Source organism: Pseudomonas lini (assembly GCF_964063345.1).
In the GTDB taxonomy this organism is placed as follows: Bacteria; Pseudomonadota; Gammaproteobacteria; order Pseudomonadales; family Pseudomonadaceae; genus Aquipseudomonas; species Aquipseudomonas lini_B.
Genome location: NZ_OZ061318.1, coordinates 4,277,275 through 4,297,971, shown reverse-complemented (window position 1 = coordinate 4,297,971; position 20,697 = coordinate 4,277,275). Strand labels below are relative to the sequence as shown.

20 protein-coding genes are annotated in these 20,697 nt (G+C 58.1%); 11 read left to right on the top strand and 9 right to left on the bottom strand.

What is annotated here, in order from left to right:
- Positions 1-13 precede the first annotated feature (13 nt).
- From AB3226_RS19345 to AB3226_RS19335, 3 genes are all read right to left on the bottom strand, one after another.
- A complete protein-coding gene (locus AB3226_RS19345; RefSeq protein WP_367374216.1) occupies positions 14-2,563 on the bottom strand; it encodes a LuxR C-terminal-related transcriptional regulator in 2,550 nt (849 codons plus the stop codon).
- A 140-nt stretch (positions 2,564-2,703) separates the two neighbouring features.
- Positions 2,704-4,071: a DUF1329 domain-containing protein gene (locus AB3226_RS19340; RefSeq protein WP_367374215.1), complete on the bottom strand. Its 1,368-nt coding sequence runs from the start codon at positions 4,069-4,071 to the stop codon at positions 2,704-2,706.
- A 23-nt stretch (positions 4,072-4,094) separates the two neighbouring features.
- Complete coding sequence (locus AB3226_RS19335; RefSeq protein ID WP_367374214.1) at positions 4,095-5,888, bottom strand: DUF1302 domain-containing protein; 1,794 nt, start codon at positions 5,886-5,888, stop codon at positions 4,095-4,097.
- 688 nt (positions 5,889-6,576) lie between these two features.
- Here AB3226_RS19335 and AB3226_RS19330 point away from each other — a divergent pair.
- Together AB3226_RS19330 and AB3226_RS19325 are read left to right on the top strand one after the other, a co-directional pair.
- Positions 6,577-8,589 carry an S-type pyocin domain-containing protein gene (locus tag AB3226_RS19330; RefSeq protein WP_367374213.1) on the top strand — a complete coding sequence of 671 codons (2,013 nt, stop codon included), beginning with the start codon at positions 6,577-6,579 and terminating at the stop codon, positions 8,587-8,589.
- Entirely contained in the window at positions 8,589-8,849 is a 261-nt protein-coding gene (locus AB3226_RS19325; RefSeq protein ID WP_367374212.1) for a hypothetical protein, read from the top strand. The genes AB3226_RS19330 and AB3226_RS19325 overlap by 1 nt, the downstream gene beginning before the upstream one ends.
- Positions 8,850-8,899: 50 nt before the next feature.
- Here the strand turns inward: AB3226_RS19325 and AB3226_RS19320 are convergent, their stop codons facing one another.
- The 4 genes from AB3226_RS19320 to AB3226_RS19305 form a co-directional block, all read right to left on the bottom strand.
- Positions 8,900-9,811: an SDR family oxidoreductase gene (locus AB3226_RS19320; protein ID WP_367374211.1), complete on the bottom strand. Its 912-nt coding sequence runs from the start codon at positions 9,809-9,811 to the stop codon at positions 8,900-8,902.
- Between the two features lie 110 nt (positions 9,812-9,921).
- Positions 9,922-10,824, bottom strand: a complete 903-nt coding sequence (locus AB3226_RS19315) for an alpha/beta fold hydrolase (protein ID WP_367374210.1) — start codon at positions 10,822-10,824, stop codon at positions 9,922-9,924.
- On the bottom strand, positions 10,825-11,607 hold the full coding sequence (locus tag AB3226_RS19310; RefSeq protein ID WP_367374209.1) for a class II aldolase/adducin family protein: 783 nt from the start codon (positions 11,605-11,607) through the stop codon (positions 10,825-10,827).
- A gap of 185 nt (positions 11,608-11,792) precedes the next feature.
- Positions 11,793-12,248, bottom strand: coding sequence for a flavodoxin (locus AB3226_RS19305; RefSeq protein ID WP_367374208.1), 456 nt, complete (start codon positions 12,246-12,248; stop codon positions 11,793-11,795).
- 103 nt (positions 12,249-12,351) lie between these two features.
- On the opposite strand from AB3226_RS19305, the gene AB3226_RS19300 reads away from it, so the two are divergent.
- Together AB3226_RS19300 and AB3226_RS19295 are read left to right on the top strand one after the other, a co-directional pair.
- On the top strand, positions 12,352-12,828 hold the full coding sequence (locus AB3226_RS19300) for a PAS domain-containing protein (RefSeq protein ID WP_367374207.1): 477 nt from the start codon (positions 12,352-12,354) through the stop codon (positions 12,826-12,828).
- Positions 12,829-12,882: 54 nt separating this feature from the next.
- On the top strand, positions 12,883-13,488 hold the full coding sequence (locus AB3226_RS19295; protein WP_367374206.1) for a hypothetical protein: 606 nt from the start codon (positions 12,883-12,885) through the stop codon (positions 13,486-13,488).
- A 17-nt stretch (positions 13,489-13,505) separates the two neighbouring features.
- Here AB3226_RS19295 and AB3226_RS19290 read toward each other — a convergent pair whose 3' ends face one another.
- Positions 13,506-14,465 carry a MerR family transcriptional regulator gene (locus AB3226_RS19290; protein WP_367374205.1) on the bottom strand — a complete coding sequence of 320 codons (960 nt, stop codon included), beginning with the start codon at positions 14,463-14,465 and terminating at the stop codon, positions 13,506-13,508.
- Positions 14,466-14,666: 201 nt separating this feature from the next.
- On the opposite strand from AB3226_RS19290, the gene AB3226_RS19285 reads away from it, so the two are divergent.
- The 7 genes from AB3226_RS19285 to AB3226_RS19255 all read left to right on the top strand — a co-directional run bounded on the left by AB3226_RS19285 (position 14,667) and on the right by AB3226_RS19255 (position 19,335).
- Positions 14,667-15,236, top strand: coding sequence for an antibiotic biosynthesis monooxygenase (locus AB3226_RS19285; protein ID WP_367374204.1), 570 nt, complete (start codon positions 14,667-14,669; stop codon positions 15,234-15,236).
- Between the two features lie 189 nt (positions 15,237-15,425).
- On the top strand, positions 15,426-16,136 hold the full coding sequence (folM, locus tag AB3226_RS19280; protein ID WP_367374203.1) for a dihydromonapterin reductase: 711 nt from the start codon (positions 15,426-15,428) through the stop codon (positions 16,134-16,136).
- A gap of 22 nt (positions 16,137-16,158) precedes the next feature.
- Positions 16,159-16,734 (top strand): GTP cyclohydrolase I FolE, encoded by a 576-nt coding sequence (gene folE, locus AB3226_RS19275; protein WP_095055672.1) that lies wholly within the window; start codon positions 16,159-16,161, stop codon positions 16,732-16,734.
- Positions 16,735-16,736: 2 nt separating this feature from the next.
- A complete protein-coding gene (gene folX, locus AB3226_RS19270; protein ID WP_367374202.1) occupies positions 16,737-17,108 on the top strand; it encodes a dihydroneopterin triphosphate 2'-epimerase in 372 nt (123 codons plus the stop codon).
- Between the two features lie 68 nt (positions 17,109-17,176).
- Complete coding sequence (locus tag AB3226_RS19265; protein ID WP_018927179.1) at positions 17,177-17,473, top strand: DUF1244 domain-containing protein; 297 nt, start codon at positions 17,177-17,179, stop codon at positions 17,471-17,473.
- A complete protein-coding gene (locus tag AB3226_RS19260) occupies positions 17,466-17,804 on the top strand; it encodes a HopJ type III effector protein (RefSeq protein ID WP_367374201.1) in 339 nt (112 codons plus the stop codon). Before AB3226_RS19265 ends, AB3226_RS19260 begins: the two co-directional genes overlap by 8 nt.
- Positions 17,805-18,084: 280 nt before the next feature.
- Complete coding sequence (locus tag AB3226_RS19255) at positions 18,085-19,335, top strand: aspartate aminotransferase family protein (protein ID WP_367374200.1); 1,251 nt, start codon at positions 18,085-18,087, stop codon at positions 19,333-19,335.
- Positions 19,336-19,519: 184 nt separating this feature from the next.
- Here AB3226_RS19255 and trxB read toward each other — a convergent pair whose 3' ends face one another.
- Entirely contained in the window at positions 19,520-20,482 is a 963-nt protein-coding gene (trxB, locus tag AB3226_RS19250; RefSeq protein ID WP_367374199.1) for a thioredoxin-disulfide reductase, read from the bottom strand.
- Between the last annotated feature and the right edge of the window lie 215 nt (positions 20,483-20,697).

Sequence of the window (20,697 nt, the reverse complement as noted above, 5' to 3'; positions counted from 1 at the left end):
AATTTCCAACCCTTCAACAGAGCTTCAATGATTTGGCCTTGGCCACTGCCTGCGTTCTACGCTCAACACCTAACTTCCCATGAATACGACGCGCATGGGTTTTTACCGTATGAACGGATATATAAAGTTGCTCGGCAATCTGTTGATTGGAATTTCCCTGCGCAATCAGGGTGAGTACTTCAAGTTCCCGTCGACTCAGAGGGCCATCCACAACCACCGCCTCAGCCTTTTCCCCGGGATCGACCAGCCCCACACAACTGTACAAATCGGGCTGACGCAAACTCAATTCACGCAGCGCAAACTGTAAATGACCGCGCTCCGCCAACTCCTGGCCCCGCTGCAGCGCACTTTGCGCACGCGCACTATCGCCGGTGAGCCAGGCCACTTGAGCGATCATCAGCTGCAGTTCTGTTTCCAGGTTCAACATGCCGCGTTCGTGCGCAACGACCAGTGCCCCGTGAAGCTGCACCAAAGGTTCGATCGCCAAGTGCAATTGGGTATCGGCCAGGACCAGCAAGTATTCGATTCGCGCAATGAGCTCCAGGGTCGCCGGCGGCGCCTGCCGGGCATTCGGCCCGCGATAGTGGCGCAGCACACGGGTCAGGGCCTCGTGCGCCAGTTCCGGGCGGCCTTGTTGCAACCAGAGCTGGCTGCTGACTTGCAGCAGAACGCCGCGGTAGACGGTGTCTGGAATATGCCGTTGCTGCATCAGACGCTCAGCGTCGCGCAACCGGACAAACGCCTGGGCGTAATCCCCCTCCTTCGCAGCCAATTGGGCCTGACCCAGAAACCCATACAACACGCGCTTGTCGTGGTTGCGCAAGCAATCGTCCAGGCCTGCCTGAAAGAACTCGGCAGCGCGCTCGTCTGCACCCAGGCACAGAGCCAACCGCCCACGACGCAACGCAATTCGCCCAAGCAAGGGTGCAGGTCGATCCGAACGCTGGCGGAGCAATTCATCAATGTCGCAAAGCAGACTTTCGGCCCGCACCGCTGCGCCCCGTTGCTCCAGCAATTGCGCGTGATCGAGTTCCATCAAACCTTCGAACACCAGCGAACCTTGCGCCCGCGCCAGGCACAGCGCCTCGCGGTTATGAGCTTGGGCCACGTCAAGTTCGCCCCTTAGCAATGCCTGTTGCGTCAGACCGGACAAACACATCAGGCGAGCCGTCCAGCATTCGGGATCGAGCGCGCTCAACGCGTCAAGAAAGTGCGCACGCGAAGTTTCCATTCGCCCTTGCAAATGGAGTAACCAACCCTGCAGCGACTGCCAGCGCGCAATCAATTGACGCTGAAGCAGCGCCGAGGGTTGAGGCGTGAAATTCGCTAAATGAGCGATGCACAGGGTCGCTTGTTCAAAGCGGCCGGCGAACAGCAGAGCAGCGGTCACCAACCCGACCAGCTGCGGACTGCCCAACGTCAGTTCCTCGCCTTGCTGCTCATGCAAACGCAACAACAGCACCACCGTCTGCTCCTCGAACAAATGCTCGAAACTGAAATGCTGCAACAGGCTGACCGCCACTTCGTATTCCTCGGCGAGCAATGCCTGTTCGAAGGCCGACTTCCAGTCCTGTTCGGCACAGAACCATTGGCAGGCACGCCGATGCCAGGAGCGTCCAGCCGGCCATTGCTCATCACGCAACAACTGGGTGAACGGGGTGAAAATCTGCAGCCAGTCGGTGGAGTCCCGCCAAAGCTCGATAAAACAGCCCAGCGTTTGCAAGGTCCGCAAGTACTGAGCGCCCTCCCCGGCCCCAAACAGGTGATCGCACAGTCGGGCATTGAAGCGCGGCAAGTGGGCCAACACGCGCCAGACCTCGCTTAACTCTGGCGTCAGCGAGCTGAACAACTCGTGTTCCAGGTAATCGAGCAAGGTGTCCGCCCGTCCCAGGGGTTTGTCCTGACGCGACCATTCGCACTTTTGCAGCAATGCAATCCGCACACCGGCACACCAGCCGCCGGTGCGCTGGACGATTCGACTGGCCACCTTGCTGGCCTGCTCAGGTACCCAGGGCTGTAATATCTGCTCGACCTCACTTGACGTGAACGCCAGCGAAGCGTTTTCGCACTCGTACAACTCGTCATCGAGCAGCAATCGTGGCCAGTTGCAGGGCGGCCGCCGACGGGCGCCCAGCCACCACGTCAGCATCGGACTGCTGATCGCCAGCATGCGATCCAGCAGCGAGTCCAGCTCCGGGTTTGGCAGGCGGCAATAGTCATCGAGAAACAGCCAGGTCGGCGTTTGCAATCGCGCCAGATCGCCCAGCAACCCGTTTTCATCCGATGAGGCCAGCCCCAACGTCTCTGCCAGACGATGACGAAAATCTGCAGCGCTCGACGCCACGCCGGACATTGGCAACCAATGCACCCGACACTGGGTTGGCGCCTGCAACAGGCATTCGGTGAGCAGCGCGCTCTTGCCACTGCCGGCGGGTGCGCAGAGCAATTTCACCCGGGCCGTAGAAGCCAATAACGGCTCGCTCAAACGAGTCCGCGACAGGTGATGAGAAGACAGGCGGGGAAGGAATCCAGAACGGTCCAGACACGGAGTCATGGCGGTCATTGCGGCGTGCCTTTTTATAATTGTCCGGCCACCCTAGCCCTCTCCAACCCGCTTGTTGAGAAGTATTCAGGACGCTGATTGGCGCCCATAAAAAAGGCGACCCGCAGGTCGCCTCTCGTGATGCCAATATATCAAAACCCTTACCGAACACCCTCGGCGCGCAGGGCTGACGGGGTGTAGTCGGCAGCCTTGGCGTTGAAGCCGAATTCAAAGCTGTGCTTCTCTTCGTTCTTCATTCCCAAGGCAATGTATCGGCCGGCAATGATGTCGTAGAGGGCCTCCAGGGTGTAGGCCGGCGTCTGGTGATCGTAGTAATACTGGGCGTGACCTTCGGCCACTCGCCACAGTTGACCACGACCGTCATAGTGATCCACCAGCGCCACTTGCCAGCTGTCTTCGTCAAGATACATGTGGCGCTTGGCGTAGATGTGCCGCTCGCTCGACTTGACCGTGCCGGCCACTTCCCAGACCCGGTGCAGCTCATAACGGGTCAGGTCCTGGTTGATGTGCCCGGCTTTCACCACGTCATCGTACTTGAGGCTCGGCGAGTCGAGTTTGTAGCTGTTGTAGGGGATGTACATTTCCTTTTTGCCGATCAGTTTCCAGTCGTAGCGATCCGGCGCTCCGGAGAACATGTCGAAGTTATCCGAGGTGCGCAGACCATCGGCGGCGGTGCCCGGCCCGTCGTAAGCCACTTGCGGTGCGCGTCGTACTCGACGTTGACCGGCGTTGTAGATCCACGCCAGACGCGGCTCTTTCACCTGGTCGAGGGTTTCATGCACCAACAATACGTTACCCGCCAAGCGTGCCGGCGCAGTTACCGATTGTTTGAAGAAGGTCAGTACGTTGGCGCCTTTTTCCGGGTCCAGATCCTTCATCAATTGCGGTACGGCGATCTCTTCCTCAAAACGAATCGGCGTGTAGCTGCCGTTGGTCTGTGGGGTCACCTGGGTGATGATGCGTCGAAGGTTGCCGCCGTGATAACGGGTGATGTGGTTCCACAGCACCTCGACGCCGTTCTTCGGAATCGGGAACGCGTAATAGCGATTGCCGGTGAAATTGGCCAGGCCGTTACCGTCGTTGATGCTGTTCACATTCAGCGCGCTGCGCTTGGCCGACTCATAGATTTCCGGCGGCAGGCCCACGGTGCGATGGGTCGGGTAGACCGGGATTCTGTAGGTTTCCGGGTAGCGCTTGAACATCGCCACCTGGCCATCCGAAAGCTTGTCCTTGTACTTTTCGACCGTTGCGGCGGTGATGGTGAACAGCGGTTTTTCACTGGCGAACGGGTCAGCCAGGAAGCCTTTGCTGTCGACCGCGCCAGCGTTTTTCGGGATGCCACCGGTCCAGGCCGGGATCGACCCGTCGGCGTTGCCGGCCTTCTCGGCGCCCAGCGGCGTGAGCGTGGTGCCGAGCTTGTTGGCTTCTTCCGGCGAGACCGCCGCCATCACGTTGGCGGCCAGCAGGCTCAGGGCCAGGGCGCCGCATTGCAGAATCATCTTGCGCATTTAAATCATCCTTCTCAGCCAGATCAGAAGTTCACACCGAAGCTCAGCGCCAGGAAGTCACGGTCTTCCAGGACGTTGTAGTCACCGCCGAAGAAATCGGTGTAACTGAGGCTCGCGGTATAGGTGTTGCGGTAATCGGCATCGACACCGACGCTGACTGCCTTGGCGCCTTCATTGAACAGCCCGTTGGGGCCGTAACCGGCGACGTCATGGGACCAGGACAGGTTGGGTTTGAGGTTGATCCCGCCAATCACGTTGGCGTAATCGAGGATCGCCCGGGCGCGGTAGCCCCAGGAAGTGGAGGTGACGAAGCCGTCGGTATCGCCGCCGAAACCGTACTGGCCGTAGACCGAATCACGGCCATAACGCAGCTTGCTCCGCGACTCCAGACCACCGACTCGTACCACCGCCGCTTCACCGACCAGGGTCAGGCGTTGGGCGCCCAGCACTTGGTCGAAGAAGTGCGTCAGGGTGCTTTGGACCTGGGTGATTTCTTTGCGGCGATAACCAGTGTTGTCGGCCCCTGGCCGTGTCGCGACAGGCGATGCGGCGCCGCCGGCGATCGGGTTAAGCAACGCTAGGGTCAAGTCGTTGGTGTTGACCTGCACAGGAGCGTTGGGCCGGTAGCTGATTTCGCCGGTCCAGGCAGTGCCGGTGGGCAAAGTGGTGGAGAAGCTCGCGCCGTACAGACGAATATCTTCCGGGTATTCGAGGTAATACTGGCCGCGCCCGAGCATCACGCTTTGCGCCAGGCCCGAGCCGCTGCCCGGGGCCAGACGGTTGGCAGTGCTGACCATGCCCGGCAGGCTGGCCAGTGTCGACAGCCCGGCGGTGCTGGTGCCGACGGTTGGTGTACGGCTGTGGTAGTTCATGAAGTAGAGGCCGTATTCGGTGTCGTCACCGAGCCAGCGCAAGGCTGTGCCCCACTGCCCTGAATCCCGGGCATCGCGGTCGCCGCCACGGGGCACGATCACACCTTCACGGCTGACTTGGATAGGTTGGCCAAAGGCTGCCGCGAGCGGCGCCAGCGGCGCAATCGCCGGGCTGCCGACGGTGTAACCGTTGTTGCAGCCGTCCGCCGCCACGTCGACGCCAAAGAAGGTACCGCAGTTGTCGAGAACGGTCTGATCCCACTCCAGTTGGTAGAAGCCTTCCACCGTGAGCTGATCGGTCAGGCCCTGGGAGGCGAACAGCATGTTCACCGGAATCAGTCCTTCCTTGATCTCAGCACCAGGACGACGGAACGCTGAAACGTCGACCGGGTTGATGCTGTTGATCGAGTTGCCAATGAAGGTACTTTCACCCCAGCTGACCACCTGCTTACCGGCTCGCACGGTGCCTGGCAGATCGGCAATGGAGTAATTGTGATAGACGAACGCATCAAGGATCTGCGCGCCCGAAGACTTGGCGCCCTCTTTGCGACCGCTGTCGCTGATCTGCTTGAACTCGCGGTCTTCGTCCTTCAACTCGAAGTCGTACCAGTACTTGCCACGGACGAACACACCCGTGTCGCCGTACTTCAATTCGAGGTCGTGGATACCTTTGAAGATCTTGGAGAAGGTCTCGCCTTTCTTGAAGTTCAGACGTCCGTCATCACCGGTCGAAGACTGGCCGGTACCGCCGTTGACGGTGCCCACCAGCGACTTGTCGGCATCGCGCATGCCCCAGCTCGCGCCGACCGACAACGAGGAATCGAACTGTCCCTCGATTTCGCCGATGTTGAATGAAACAGCCTGCGCCTGGGCACAGCAGCCCAAGGCCACCGCAGCGGCCAGCGCTTGCGGTTTGAAGATGGCGCGCATTGTTGTTTTTGTCATGCGTCTTCCCCGGTGAGTGACAGAAGGCCCCACCCTACTGCCGCACGCCGGGAGCGATAAGCGCACCAAGGAGGTATTCGCGCTGTACCTCCAAAGGATGAATGCCCGCATGGGACGCGGGTTTGCGCGGGGTATGGATGGGCTGGATGGAGGGTTATCAGCGCAACGCATGGGACGCGGGTTGAATCGGGCATGTGGCAGATGCCGAAGGCTGCTACAGGGTTCAGCCAAAGACTGTTGCTCAGACTGCAACAGTGCATGTCTGGAATCGCTATTTTTCCTTTGCGCTCAAGCCCTTATTCTTACCGGGCTTTCACGGCAAACGGCCTGTAAAGCACGAAGCGACGGGGATGATAGACCCACCCCGTTGGCGACAGATTCCAGATGATTTGAAGCGTATTTTTTCGACTCGTCGTCCCCTGTTCACTGACGTTGATTTGTTGCTCCTTGATCCAACGTCTTACTTTGGCCGCTGCGTTTGCAGCGGCCTTTTTTATGTGGGTTTATTTCCGAGATAAAACTTCTTGTTTCCTACATCACTGTCGGAAACGCTCACCTGCCCGGCTATTACGTTGGAATATAGTCTTTCTCGGCGCCCTGGATGGCGCTGATACACAGGACCATGAACGGCCGTCATCATTGGATGCCGGCATGGCAATTCCAGTATTGGAATCGAAAGGAATTCGATATGCCGCAAGAAAAAAACATCCTTGTTAATAGAGGTATACCTCGTAAGCCTTCGTCGTCTTCTGGTTTCGGATTTGGCGCCGGGGGCGTGTCAAACCCCGACCACTCCGATCGTGCATATGACTTAATGGATTCCGCCACTGATTGGCTGATTGACAACAATGCTTATACCGAAGAACTCTTCAACGAAAACATCAAGAACATCATTCACATAACCGATGCTGAACTTGCAAAAACAAGAGCGGCCGTTGCTGCTGTGGTACCTGGAGCCGACGCTCTTGATATTGAGTTACGGACGCTTAAGCTGCAACTTTCCAAAGCCAGGACAGATCATCAAAAACAAATAGAAACAGCCAATCTTTATTATGGCCATGACCCACTGACCCACAAAGGTGAAAATCCTGACTACAAGGGTTTCGATGTACCCCCGGGTCGTCGCGGAGGGCAAAGGGGCTATTACAGAGCAGTAGAAAAATGGAATGTCTCTTACGCCGCGGCTTACGAGGCGAAGTTCCTGGCTGAGCAGATAAAGCTGTTGGACGCCCGCTTAGCCACACAGAACAACGCCATTGCCGAGGCCAATGCAGAAGCGGCGGCAGCGGCTCAGGCAAGAGCCCAGGCTGAAGCCAAACGCGTGGCTGAGGAACAGGCGCGTAAGGCAGCTGAAGCCGAAGCCCGACGCGTAGCCGAGGAACGTGCACGGCTTGCTCGGATTGCAGCGACGGTCGCCGCCGAACAGGCCCGCAAGGAAGCCGAAGCCCTACGGGAGGCCGAAAGGCGGGCATGGATTGCAGCAGAGGATGCGGCTGAGACCCAACGTCAGGCAGAAGTGCAAAAGGCACGTAAACCAGCCTTGGCTACACGCACATTTCCCGTATCGGGCTCCGCTGCAGCCGCCGGCCCGGTGTTTACCATTGCAGGAGGAACCCTCGCCCCCAATCGGGGGACCGCCTTGGCAATCACGGCAACGCTACGCGTCGCGGTCTCGGCGATCACCGAAACAATTGCTGCAACAGCGATACCCGCTGTCGCAGGGGTTGCGGCACTGATTTATCCATCGGAACTAGGCAACGGTGAACGTTATGCCCTGAGTGTCCCGCTGTCGGAACTTGCACCGGCCAACCCCGATGACTTGCTGGCTGTCGCAGCATCGGGAGGAGAAATCGATCTCCCGGTTGTTTTGGGCTCCATGACCACTGACGACGAAATGGAGTTCGTCGTAGCGAGCACCGACGGAATGTTGGTGCCCTCCAACGTGCCGATCCGGCTTGCCACGCTTGATCCGCATAGTAACGTCTACAGATCCTACAGTCCGGATGCTTCCTCCATCGGGATGACCTGGACACCTATCGTAAAACCGGGTGACGCGTCCACGGCGCTACCGGCGAGCGTGCCAAACATTGTCCTCTACAACGGCGGGAGCCCGTGGGGCCAAACCCCATGGATCGATACGCATCCGGAGCTGGAACTCTACGATTTTGGTGGTGGATTCATCACAGTGTTCCCGATTGAGTCGGGTATTCCGCCGATCTATACCGTCTTCAACAACCCTTATGAGGGCGCGACTACCGAAGGTGAGCACAGTGGGCGTGACTTCAATCCAGAACAAATAGGCGGGCCTACTTTGGACTTGAAATGGACGCCTGCAGTTGCTTCACAAGAAGGAGTCAATATCGTGGAACTGCATACCTCTAAATTTCCTCCATCCGATGCCAACAAAGTGATGATTGATCGACTGCACAGAATTCTCCGTGGAGAACTCGAGATGACCGATACCGATAAACGTTTCTACACTCATGAGATCAGGGAGTTTGAAAGATTTAAAGCTTTGGGATATGGCGATACAGAAATGCCGGATGCAGGCTCTTCCGTGTGGAACAATGTGCATACTGCGACGCTGGAAGACTTCAAGCTGAAAGATGATCCCTCCTTGCTTTACACGCCAGAAGCGTTGGCCGCCGCAGCTGAACAGGACGAGCGCGAGTACAAACAATTTCTGAAGGAGATGTGGTAATGAACACCATAGAGCAAATCGTTAAAAATGAATCTCTGGATGATATCGTCGCCGTATTTGCACTGCTCAAACCAACCCCGCATCTGGACATGATGATCAGACGCTATAACCGTGAAATTCTCAAAGAATATGGCGCGCTTGAAAGCGCCTATACACGGCTCTTTGCCGCGGGTGTATTGGCCAACGGAGATAAAGGGCTGGCAATAAAAGGTCCAAACTGGAAAGCGCCCCAGTTCGTCATAGAAAAAAGATACGTTTGAAATCCGAAAACCACCAAGCCGCCCATTTGCGGCTTGGTGGCCCCACATCCTTAAATCGAATACTTCTGCAAGTTCTCCATCATTTCCTTCAACGCCTCAATATTGTCCGTCGGGTGCGCCGCACCCTCAAAATCACAAATCTGCTCCCAATGCGCCGCCACATCTACCGGTGAAAACCCCACCCGCGGATCAAACCCGGCGCCCAGGCTGCGCTCCCAGCGCACCTTGCCCATCCAGCCGCCACCCACTTCGAATAACCCCGAAGTTTCCTGGCAATGTTCGCTGGCCAGATACACCACCAGCGGGCTGACCAGTTCCGGTTTGAGTTGTTCGAACACTTGTGGCGGGATCAGGCCTTCGGTCATGCGGGTGCCGCCGGTCGGGGCGATGGCGTTGACCAGGATGTTGTTCTTGCGGCCTTCGATGGCCAATGTGCGGGTCAGGCCATAGAGGCCGAGTTTGGCCATGCCATAGTTGGACTGACCGAAGTTGCCATAGATGCCAGAAGTCGACGCGGTGAAGATCACGCGGCCATAGTTTTGCTCGCGCATGTGTGGCCAGGCAGCACGGGTGACCTTGTAAGCGCCTTCGACATGGACGCGGTAAACCAGGTCCCAGTCGCTGTCGTCCATTTTGTGAAAGGTCTTGTCTCGCAGGATGCCGGCGTTGTTCACCACGACATCGACACGGCCGAATGTATCGAGGGCATTCTGGACAATTTTGTCACCGTCGGTGACGGAATCGTGGTTGGCCTCGGCGGTTCCGCCCGCTTCGCGAATTTCCGCGACCACACGATCGGCTGCCGATGCATTGGCGCCTTCGCCTTGAGCCGAACCGCCGAGATCATTGACCAGCACTTTGGCGCCCTGTTTTGCGAACAGCAGCGCGTGCGCCCGCCCCAAGCCACCGCCCGCACCGGTGACGATCACCACTTTATCTTCGAAGCGCACAGACTCATTCATGGGGAACTCCAGCAGGCCAGGGGACAATGAGTGCGAGTGTCAGCCACGAGGCTGCCGGTCACAATGAACACGGGGGCGGCTGAATGGTGCGCAATAAGGCATCGGGATAGTCAGGAACACGCCACTTTGCGCGGCGGTGAAACCAGTCGATCGCGAAATTCCAGGTAGTGCTTGAGCACCTGCGCCGGCGCTTCGATCTGCGGGTAATGGCCGATCTCAGGCAGCAGGACCGTGTCCGGGTCGGGAATCAGTTGCCGATAACGCGCCACCATGTGTGCGCCGGAAACCGGATCGACCTCGCCATCTATGACCCGTAGCGGCACCTCGCCACGCTGCATGGCGCTGACCCAACGTTCACGCTGGACACGGCGCTGCGGGATGTAACTGATCAATTTGTGCATGATCCGTTGCCCGTGATTGCTGTCGACCAGGCTCCAGAAATCATCCAGTTCGCTTTCGGTGGGTCGGGTCTGCGGACCGAAGATCTGCTGGAAACTCTTTACCAGCGCATCACGGGAAAAGGCTCGCCCGATCATCCAGCCAAAGGGGCTGAGCAGGAGTTTTTGCATCAACACCGGACGATGGGTTTCGGGAAACAGCCCGCCATTGAGAAACACGCAACTGGCGATATCAGCGCGCGTTTCATAGTGCCGGGCCAGCAGTTCCTGGGCCACGCTGTCGCCATAATCGTGTGCCAACACGTGAACGGGTTGTTCAACGTTCAGATGCGCCAGTAAGGCCTGTTGCAGATCGGCCTGTTCCAGCAGACTGTAGTCGTGGTTCACCGGTTTGGCCGAATCGCCGAAGCCGAGCATGTCGCAGGCAATCACCCGATAGCGCTGCGCCAGCGGCTGCCACAGGTAATGCCAGTCCCAACTGGCGGTGGGGAAGCCATGGATCAGCAACAGCGGCTCGCCCTGCCCAGCGGTCCAATAGCGCAGGGTTTGACCGCGGAACATGAACGTCTGGCTGCGCTTGCGCCAGACACACAGTGGAATCTCGGCGAGGGCCATTTAGAGTTTATAACCCGGGTCTTGTTTATCGAGTTTGCGCAGCAGCGCCGGCCAGGCCAGCGCGCCGCCCATCCCTTGAGCACTTTTGGTGACACCGGCGATCATCGCCTTGGCGCCCGCCAGAATCTGCGGTTCGATGGCGATCAGCTCCGCACCACCGTTCTGTGCCAGCACCTGAATTTCGCAGGCGCGTTGAAAGGTAAACATCATCAGGAACGTGTCGGCGATGGTGCCGCCACAGGTCAGCAGACCGTGGTTGTGCAGCATCAGGAAATTGTTTTCGCCAAGGTCGGCTTGCAGTCGCGCCTTTTCTTCATGGTTCAACGCAACGCCTTCGTAGGCGTGATAAGCCAGGCTGGAAAGGACGAACAAGGACTGCTGACTGATCGGCAAGATGCCCTGCTTCTGTGCCGATACCGCCACCCCCGCCGCGGTGTGGGTGTGCAGTACACACGCGACGTCATGACGGACTTCATGCACGGCGCTGTGGATGGTGTATCCCGCCGGGTTGATCTCGTAAGGGCTGTCCATCAACTTGTTGCCGGCCTGATCGACTTTGACCAGGCTCGACGCGGTCAGTTCATGGAACATCAGGCCGAACGGGTTGATCAGGAAGTCTTCAGTGCCCGGCACCTTGGCGGAGATATGCGTGAAAATCAGGTCATCCCAGCCATGCAGGGCGACCAGACGATAACAGGCAGCCAGATCGATGCGGGTCTGCCACTCGGCGGCACTGACTTTGTCTTTGATGCTGTGTGGCGATTGGACGGGGGCTACGCTCACGGCAAGAATTCCCTTTTTTATTTTTCTGGTTTTTATTATTTTTTGCTGCGTTACAGCAGTCTAGTCAGCCCCCGGACTTCGTGTAGTTGCATTGGCAGCCAGCTTGATGGCCGAACGAGTCAGTGCGCGGGTGAGTCTGGATCCATGTCAAAGCACTGCCGCCAATAAAGGCTCGCTCCCACAAGTCAGCCCCGCAAAACGTTGACCAGTTCCGCCAACCAAGGCTCGGCGTCGGTTTCCGGCGTCACGGTTTCGCTGGCGTCCAGACGCAGCATCGGCAGGACTTCACGCACACCCAGTTCGCCGAACAATTCACGCATTTGCTCACCGCCACCGCAGAACGTATCGCCATAACTGGCGTCGCCCAAACCGATCACCGCGCCCGGCAAGCCACGCCAGGCGGCGGGCAATTGATCACGGATGGCGAAATACAGCGGTTGCAGATTGTCCGGCAACTCGCCCATGCCGGTGGTCGAGGTCACCGCCAGAAACGCTTCGGGACCAAAGGCCTGAACATCGGCGAGTGTCGCGCGGGGGTTGTGCCAGGTTTCAAAACCGGCGGCGTTCAAAATGCTTGCAGCGTGACGGGCGACTTCTTCAGCCGTGCCGTACACCGAGCCGGAAAGGATGGCGACTTTCATCAATCTGATCCTGAATCTAAATAAAAGTACGAGATATTAACAGCACGGCCTTCATTGATCTTTTAGAATGCAGCGTATCAATCCATACGCAAAGGACTCTGCGATGATCAACGCCTCTCTGCTACAAATGGTGATCGACGCTTCCAACGACGGCATCGTGATTGCTGAAAAGGAAGGTGAGCAGGACAACATCCTGATTTACGTAAATCCGGCATTCGAGCGCCTGACGGGTTATACCAGCGAAGAAATCCTCTATCAGGATTGCCGTTTTTTGCAGGCAGGAGACAGGGATCAGCCAGCCCTCGCCTTGATTCGGCAGGCATTGGGCAGTGGCGGCTCTTGCCGGGAAATTCTTAGAAATTACCGCAAGGACGGCACTCCGTTCTGGAACGAACTGTCGCTTTCCACGGTAAAAAACCCGCACGACGGACAGACCTATTTTGTCGGGGTGCAGAAAGACGTCACGGCTCAGGTCAAGGCCCAGCAGCGAGTCGCGCAGCTGGAAGCGCAATTGGCCGAGGCTCAGGCAGAAATTGTTGCACTCAAAACGACGAACGGCTCAAACCAATCTGCGAATTAGTGGTCATTTACTACAATCACCGATGACTTTGTAATTATTTCTTTCGAGCAAATCATGCAGCGCGACGCACTCCTGACCCAGGATGAGCTGGATTTTATCCAGAACATGCAACACAACCCGCAACTCAATGTTCGGGATGCGACGTCGAGCCTGCTCGTCAACGGTGGTTCGCAGATTCGTGATTTGCTCACCCGCCTGGCTGCTCATGAACAAGTCACCATCCAGGCCAATTTTGAAAATCAGCAAATGACCTTCCCCCTGCACTTGGTGGAAGATGAATTTCACGCAATGCATCTACGCCTCGGCGTCCCCAGCATCTATGAAGACGGGCCGATGATTCGGCCATGGCGTCTGACGCTCGAAGAGCCGGTGGCGCTGGAAAATGCCAAGGGGCAACCCGGCACGATGTGGGTGCACGAAATATCGTTCAAAGGGGTCTTGCTGGAGGTTTCCAACAAGACCAAGGCGCCAAAGCACTTCGCGTTGTGGTTCAGCCCGTCAGGTTATGAGCGGATTGCGTTGCGCGGCACCTTCGAGCGTGAAACCGAGCAGGGTTTCTACGCCTATGAGTTGAGCCAGAGCGACACGGACGAAACCGAACGTCTGCGTCAGTACATCCTTCAGCAGCATCGTCTGACTCATCCTGCCCTGCATCTCTGACTCTGCGTCTACCTGCCTCAGGTATCCAGGTTCCCCACCAGGAACTGCTTCAGACGCTGGCGCATTAACACTCCCTCGTTTCCCAGGCAACCGATCGAGGATCCGGCCAGGCTCTCCTGTGCCAGGTCCGATGCATCCCCGGCCAGCAACACCTGACAATCCAGGCTCATGGCCAAGCGTTTCAAACGTCGAGGCAATTCGCCGGCCGGCGCGTGGCTGGAAACCAGCACCAGTGCCTGGGGCTTGATCTTCTCACAAACCAGGATCAACTCGTCGAAGGGCTGGCCGATCGCCAACAACTGTATAGCCGAATCGACACTGCTCAGATACAGCGCAGTGAGCAGCACTTCGAGTTCACGACATTGGTCAGCCAAGGCGCAGACAATCACTCGTCGCGGTTGCATGACACGCACCAGCAGCAGGCGTTGCAACACACGAGAACGCAGAAAACCATCCAGAAAAAGCCACTCGCTAGTCTGACCGAATGCTTCATGGCGTTGGACCAATAGCTTCCAGACCGGAATCAGAATGTCCTGAAACACCAGCGTCAGCGGGTAACTGGAAAAAATCTGACCGTAGACTTGCTCCAGTTGAACTTCGTCAAAAGCACTCACCGCTGCCTTGACCTGCTGCTGCCATTGGCCGTAGTCGGCTTGAACGAGTTCGTTGGGAATGACCTGCGCCAGCACCTTGAACGGTTCGGTCTTGGCCAGTATCTTGCCGACCTTGCTGACCGCGACACCGCGCTCCATCCAGCCAAGGATGCTGCGAACACGCTCGATATCGGTCATCGAATACAAACGGTGACCGCTTTCGGTGCGCGTGGGTTGTATCAAACCGTACCGTCGCTCCCATGCGCGTAGCGTGACCGGGTTGACCCCTGTCAGGCGCGCGACCTCACGAATCGGAAACAGCTCTTCTCGAATCAGCGAGGTAATGGAGGGGAAGCCAGGCGTAACGTCGGTCAGCACAGGCATCTACGTCCATGTATAAATTTGGATCCATTCTAACGCTCTTGCCCCAGTAGTACTCAACACGTTGTTGAACTAATTGGAACAGACGCCCCAGGTACAATCAGGAATAATCCTTGCTTGTCTTGAGACGCAGCCCACCACCCCGGCGCTGTGTCTGGCGAAGCTCTTATCCGGAGCGACGCGTTTGTAATATGGAGATACACAATGTCTACTTCACCCGTCACGCTGATGGTGGCGCGTCGCGTCGCCGATGGGCGTTATCAGGACCTCATGACCTGGTTGCGCGAAGGCGAACAACTGGCCACCGACTTCCCCGGTTACCTCGGTTCTGGCGTGCTCGCTCCGCCGCCCGACGATGACGAATTCCAGATTATCTTCCGCTTCGCCGACGAGCAGACCATGCACGCCTGGGAGCATTCCGCATCGCGCACTGCCTGGCTGGGACGCGGCAGTGATCTGTTTGCCAACCCTTCGGAACATCGGGTCAGTGGCATCGATGGCTGGTTCGGTGCGGCCGGTCAACGCCCGCCACGCTGGAAGCAGGCCGTGGCTATCTGGCTGGCGTTCTTTCCGGTGTCCCTGCTGTTCAACTTTGTATTAGGGCCGCTATTGGCTGAAACGGGTTTGCTGACCCGCGTGTTTGTCAGCACCCTGTGCCTGACGCCATTGATGGTGTATTTCTTCATTCCGTTGTCGACTCATCTGCTGGCCGGCTGGCTGCACCCCCCATCTGCGCGTCCGTTGCCCGCCGAACCCACCCCCCAAAATCAGTAACCCCTGTAGGAGCGAGGCTTGCCCGCGAAGAACGATGACGCGGTTTGACAGATAGACCGAGTCGTCTCATTCGCGGGCAAGTCGGATCGCCGCACCGCTCGCTCCTACAAAGGTGACGCCATCGCAGGACGTAGGTGAACAACTCCCGTCGCTGGTATAGTTTTGCTCTTATCGCGACGCGAGCCATTCATGACCTCTTCCGCAGCCCCAATCCTCATCACCGGTGCCGGCCAGCGTGTCGGCCTGCACTGTGCGCAGCGTTTGCTCGAAGACGGCCATCCGGTCATTTTCAGCTACCGCAGCGAACGGCCTGGTGTGCAAGCCCTGCGCGATCTCGGGGCGACCGCGGTGTTTGCGGACTTTTCCAGCGAGGCCGGAATCCTTGCGTTCATCGGCGAACTGAAAAACCACACCGACAGTTTGCGGGCGATTGTCCATAACGCTTCTGAATGGCTGGCCGAAACCCCGGGCACCGAAGCCGCAGCCTTCACCCAAATGTTCAGCGTGCATATGCTGGCGCCTTACCTGATCAACCAGCACTGTGCCGATTTGCTCAAACGCTCGAGCCCCGCCGACATCGTGCACATCAGCGATGATGTGACCCGCAGGGGCAGCAGCAAACACATCGGCTACTGCGCCAGCAAAGCCGGGCTCGACAGCCTGACCCTGTCCTTTGCCGCGAAATACGCGCCCAGCATCAAGGTCAACGGTATCGCCCCAGCCCTGCTACTGTTCAATCCCGACGACGACGCGGCGTACCGCGCCAGGGTTCTGGCCAAATCAGCGCTGGGTATCGAACCCGGCAGCGAAGTGATCTACCAGAGCCTGCGCTATTTGCTCGACAACCCTTATGTCACCGGCACGACCCTGACCGTCAATGGCGGACGGCACGTCAAATAAGCCGCTCCCGCGAGGATGTCCCATGACGTTATTCCTGCCTCAGAACACCCTGTCCCAAAGCTATCGCGAGATCCTGATCGGCCTCGGTGAAAACCCCGACCGCGAAGGACTGCAAGACACCCCGGTGCGCGCCGCCAAGGCGATGCAATACCTGTGTCATGGTTACGAACAAAGTGTCGAAGAAATCGTCAACGGCGCGCTGTTTGCTTCAGACAACGATGAAATGATCATCGTCGACAACATCGAGCTGTACTCGCTCTGTGAACATCACATGCTGCCCTTCATCGGCAAGGCTCATGTGGCTTATATTCCAACGGGCAAGGTGCTGGGCCTGTCGAAGATTGCGCGGCTTGTGGATATGTTCGCCCGCCGCCTGCAAATCCAGGAAAACCTCACCCGGCAAATCGCCGACGCCGTGCAGCAAGTGACCGACGCCGCCGGTGTCGCGGTGGTCATCGAAGCCCAGCACATGTGCATGATGATGCGCGGCGTCGAAAAACAGAATTCGACCATGAACACCTCGGTGATGCTCGGCGCTTTTCGCGAGTCGAGCAACACCCGCCAGGAGTTCCTGCAATTGATTGGACGGAGCAAGTAGCAATGCCACAACTTCAACCAGGAATGGCACGCATCCGGGTCAAGGACCTGTGTTTGCGAACTTTTATCGGGATCAACGAGGACGAAATCCTCAACAAGCAGGATGTGCTGATCAACCTGACCATCCTGTACGCCGCCCAGGACGCCGTGCGCGACAACGATATCGATCATGCCCTGAACTACCGCACCATCACCAAGGCGATCATTGCTCATGTGGAGGGCAATCGCTTTGCCCTGCTCGAACGCTTGACCCAGGAGGTGCTGGATCTGGTCATGGTCAACGAGTCGGTGCTGTACGCCGAAGTCGAAGTCGACAAACCCCACGCCTTGCGCTTCGCCGAATCGGTATCGATTACCCTGGCCGCGAGCCGCTGACCGCGTCTGGCGCATCGGTCGCCAGGCTTTTATTATCCGCGCCACGATTTGATTGCACAGAGCCCATCATGAACGATCAACAACGCCTGGAACTTGAAGCCGCCGCCTTTCGCCGGCTGGTTGCCCACCTGGACAGCCGCAAGGACGTGCAGAACATCGACCTGATGAACCTCTCGGGTTTCTGCCGCAACTGCCTGTCCAAGTGGTACAAGGCCGCTGCCGACGAACGCCAGATCGACGTCAGCCTCGATGAAGCCCGCGAAGTGGTTTACGGCATGCCGTACGCCGAGTGGAAAGCCCAATACCAGAAAGAAGCCAGCGCCGACCAGCAAGCGGCGTTCGCCAAAGGAAAACCCAATGAATGATCTGAACACCCTGCGCGCCAGCCTCAAGAGCGGCGAACACGCTTTCGCCGATACCTTGGCGTTCATCGCCGCCGGTTACGCCTATCAGCCCCAGGCGTTCAATAACGGTGGTGTGGAAAACGCCGCCGGGCAGAACGAAGGTTCGTGCAAGACCCTGGGTCTGGCATTGCTGGAAGGCTTGAGTGATGAAGAAGCGCTGTTGGCGTTTGGCGAACATTACCGTTCGGTAGTGGCCACGCCTGAAGGCAGTGACCATGGCAATATCCGCGCGCTGATTGCCCATGGCCTGGCGGGTGTGAAGTTCACTCAGCAGCCGCTGACTCGCCGCTGACTGAAGCCCGCAAAACACTCATGAGTGACACTGAACCTGTGGCGAGGGAGCTTGCTCCCGCTGGACTGCGCAGCGGCCCCCTTCTTTTTTAAGATAGGCAGGGTCGCTTCGCGACCCAACGGGAGCAAGCTCCCTCGCCACAGATTATGCGTCGTCATTGATCGGTATCAGGGCACATCCCGACTTTTAATATTGACCCGGCGACTTTATTTCGTTTGCCGGGCACCTCTGCTCGCGGCTTAGATAAAAAGAAGCATCCCTTCTTCTGAGTCCGGTATCCATGAGCAGCGAAAACATCAGTCGGTCAATCAACATCGTTCATCCCGTCACGCTCAGCCACGGCAGAAATGCCGAGGTCTGGGATACCGATGGCAAACGCTACATCGATTTTGTCGGTGGTATCGGCGTGCTGAACCTCGGTCATTGCCACCCACGCATCGTCGAGGCCATTTGCGAACAGGCTACCCGGCTGACCCACTACGCGTTCAACGCCGCCCCGCATGTGCCTTACCTCGAACTGATGGATCGCCTGACGGCGTTTATTCCGGTGGATTATTCGGTCAGCGGCATGCTCACCAACAGCGGTGCGGAGGCGGCGGAAAACGCCCTGAAAATCGTCCGTGGCGCCACCGGTCGCACGGCAGTCATCGCCTTCGACGGCGCCTTCCACGGACGCACACTCGCCACCCTCAACCTCAACGGCAAAGTCGCGCCGTACAAGCAGAAAGTCGGTGTGCTACCGGGGCCGGTGTTCCACCTGCCCTTCCCCAGCAAAGACAATGACGTGACCTGCTTTGATGCCCTGAAGGCCATGGAGCGGCTGTTCAGCGTCGAGATCGATGTTGATGACGTGGCCTGTTTTATCGTCGAACCGGTGCAGGGCGAAGCGGGTTTCCTGGCGATGGATGTGGAGTTCGCCCAGGCGCTGCGACGTTTCTGTGATGACAAAGGCATTCTGCTGATCGCCGATGAAATCCAGTCCGGCTTCGGTCGTACCGGCCAGCGGTTTGCGTTCTCGCGATTGGGCATTGAGCCGGACCTGATTCTGTTGGGCAAAAGCATTGCCGGCGGCGTGCCGCTGGGGGCGGTTGTCGGGCGCAAGTCGCTACTCGATAACTTGCCCAAGGGCGGATTGGGCGGTACCTATTCGGGCAACCCCATCGCCTGCGCCGCCGCGTTGGCGACTTTGGACGAAATGACTGACGCGCACCTGCACGCCTGGGGTGCGCAACAGGAAGAAGCGATTGTCAGCCGCTACGAATCCTGGCGAGCCCGCGAACTGTCACCGTATCTGGGCCGCTTGACCGGCGTCGGTGCAATGCGCGGCATCGAGCTGATCAATGCCGACGGCACACCGGCCTCGGCGCAGTTGACGCAGTTACTGGCTCTCGCGCGCGATTCAGGCTTGTTGCTGATGCCCAGCGGCAAGTCGCGCCACATCATTCGTCTGCTGGCGCCTTTGACTACAGAGGCGGCCGTGCTGGAGGAAGGGCTGGATATTCTTGAAGCGTGCTTGAAGAAATTGGCCTGATTCCAGAGTCCACACAGTCCATGTGGGAGCGAACCTGCTCGCGATAGCGGTGTATCAGTCGACGTCAATGTGGAAGGATAAATTGCTATCGCGGGCAAGCCACGCTCCCACAGGTTTTCTGATTGGCCTCTAAATCGTGGGCACAAAAAAACCGGCCAAGGCCGGTTTTTTCATTTCTACGGAATCAGAACGAAGCGTTCTGCAGGCCGTCGAGGTAACGCTCGGTGTCCAGCGCCGCCATGCAGCCGGCGCCGGCCGAGGTGATGGCTTGGCGGTAAACGTGGTCAGCCACGTCACCGGCGGCGAAGATGCCTTCGAGGTTGGTCGCAGTGGCGTTGCCGTCACGGCCGCCCTGCACAACCAGATAGCCGTCTTTCAACGTCAGCTGCCCTTCGAACAACGAAGTGTTCGGGGTGTGGCCGATGGCGATGAACACGCCATCGACTTTCAGCTCGTCGAAGCTGCCGTCGTTGTTCTTCAGGCGAGCACCGGTCACGCCCATGTTGTCGCCCAGCACTTCGTCCAGGGTCGAGTTCAATTTCAGGATGATCTTGCCTTCGGCAACCCGGGCATTCAGCTTGTCGATCAGGATCTTCTCGGCGCGGAACGTTTCGCGACGGTGGATCAAGGTTACGGTGCTGGCAATGTTGGCCAGGTACAGGGCTTCTTCCACAGCCGTATTACCGCCACCGACCACAGCCACTGGCTTGTTGCGATAGAAGAAACCGTCGCAGGTCGCGCAGGCCGAAACGCCTTTGCCCATGAACGTTTCTTCCGATGGCAGGCCCAGGTAGCGAGCGCTGGCGCCGGTGGCGATGATCAGTGCGTCGCAGGTGTAAGTCGCGCTGTCGCCAATCAAGGTGTATGGCTTGGCGGCGAAGTCCACGGCATTGATGTGATCGAACACGATCTCGGTTTCAAAGCGCTCGGCGTGCTCTTTCATCCGCTCCATCAGCGCCGGGCCGGTCAGGCCGTGAACGTCGCCCGGCCAGTTGTCGACTTCGGTGGTGGTGGTCAATTGACCGCCAGCCTGCATGCCAGTGATCAGCAGTGGCTTGAGGTTGGCACGAGCCGCATAGACCGCGGCGCTGTAACCGGCAGGGCCGGAACCGAGAATAATCACTCGCGAATGACGAACTTCAGACATGACCTGCTCCTGTTGACCGGCCCGAAACACTGGGCGCGGAACGCCGGATTGCCGGCGGGAATAAAAAAGGACCGTTGAAAGCACTTGGGGAAGGCTTGAACTCGACAGTCCTGTAAAAAGAATGGGTGCAGCGTATCGAGGGGGCGAAGATTAAGGAAATACGGTTTAACAATCCAGCTCATAGGCGGTCTCTATGTCGTTGCCGCGAATATATA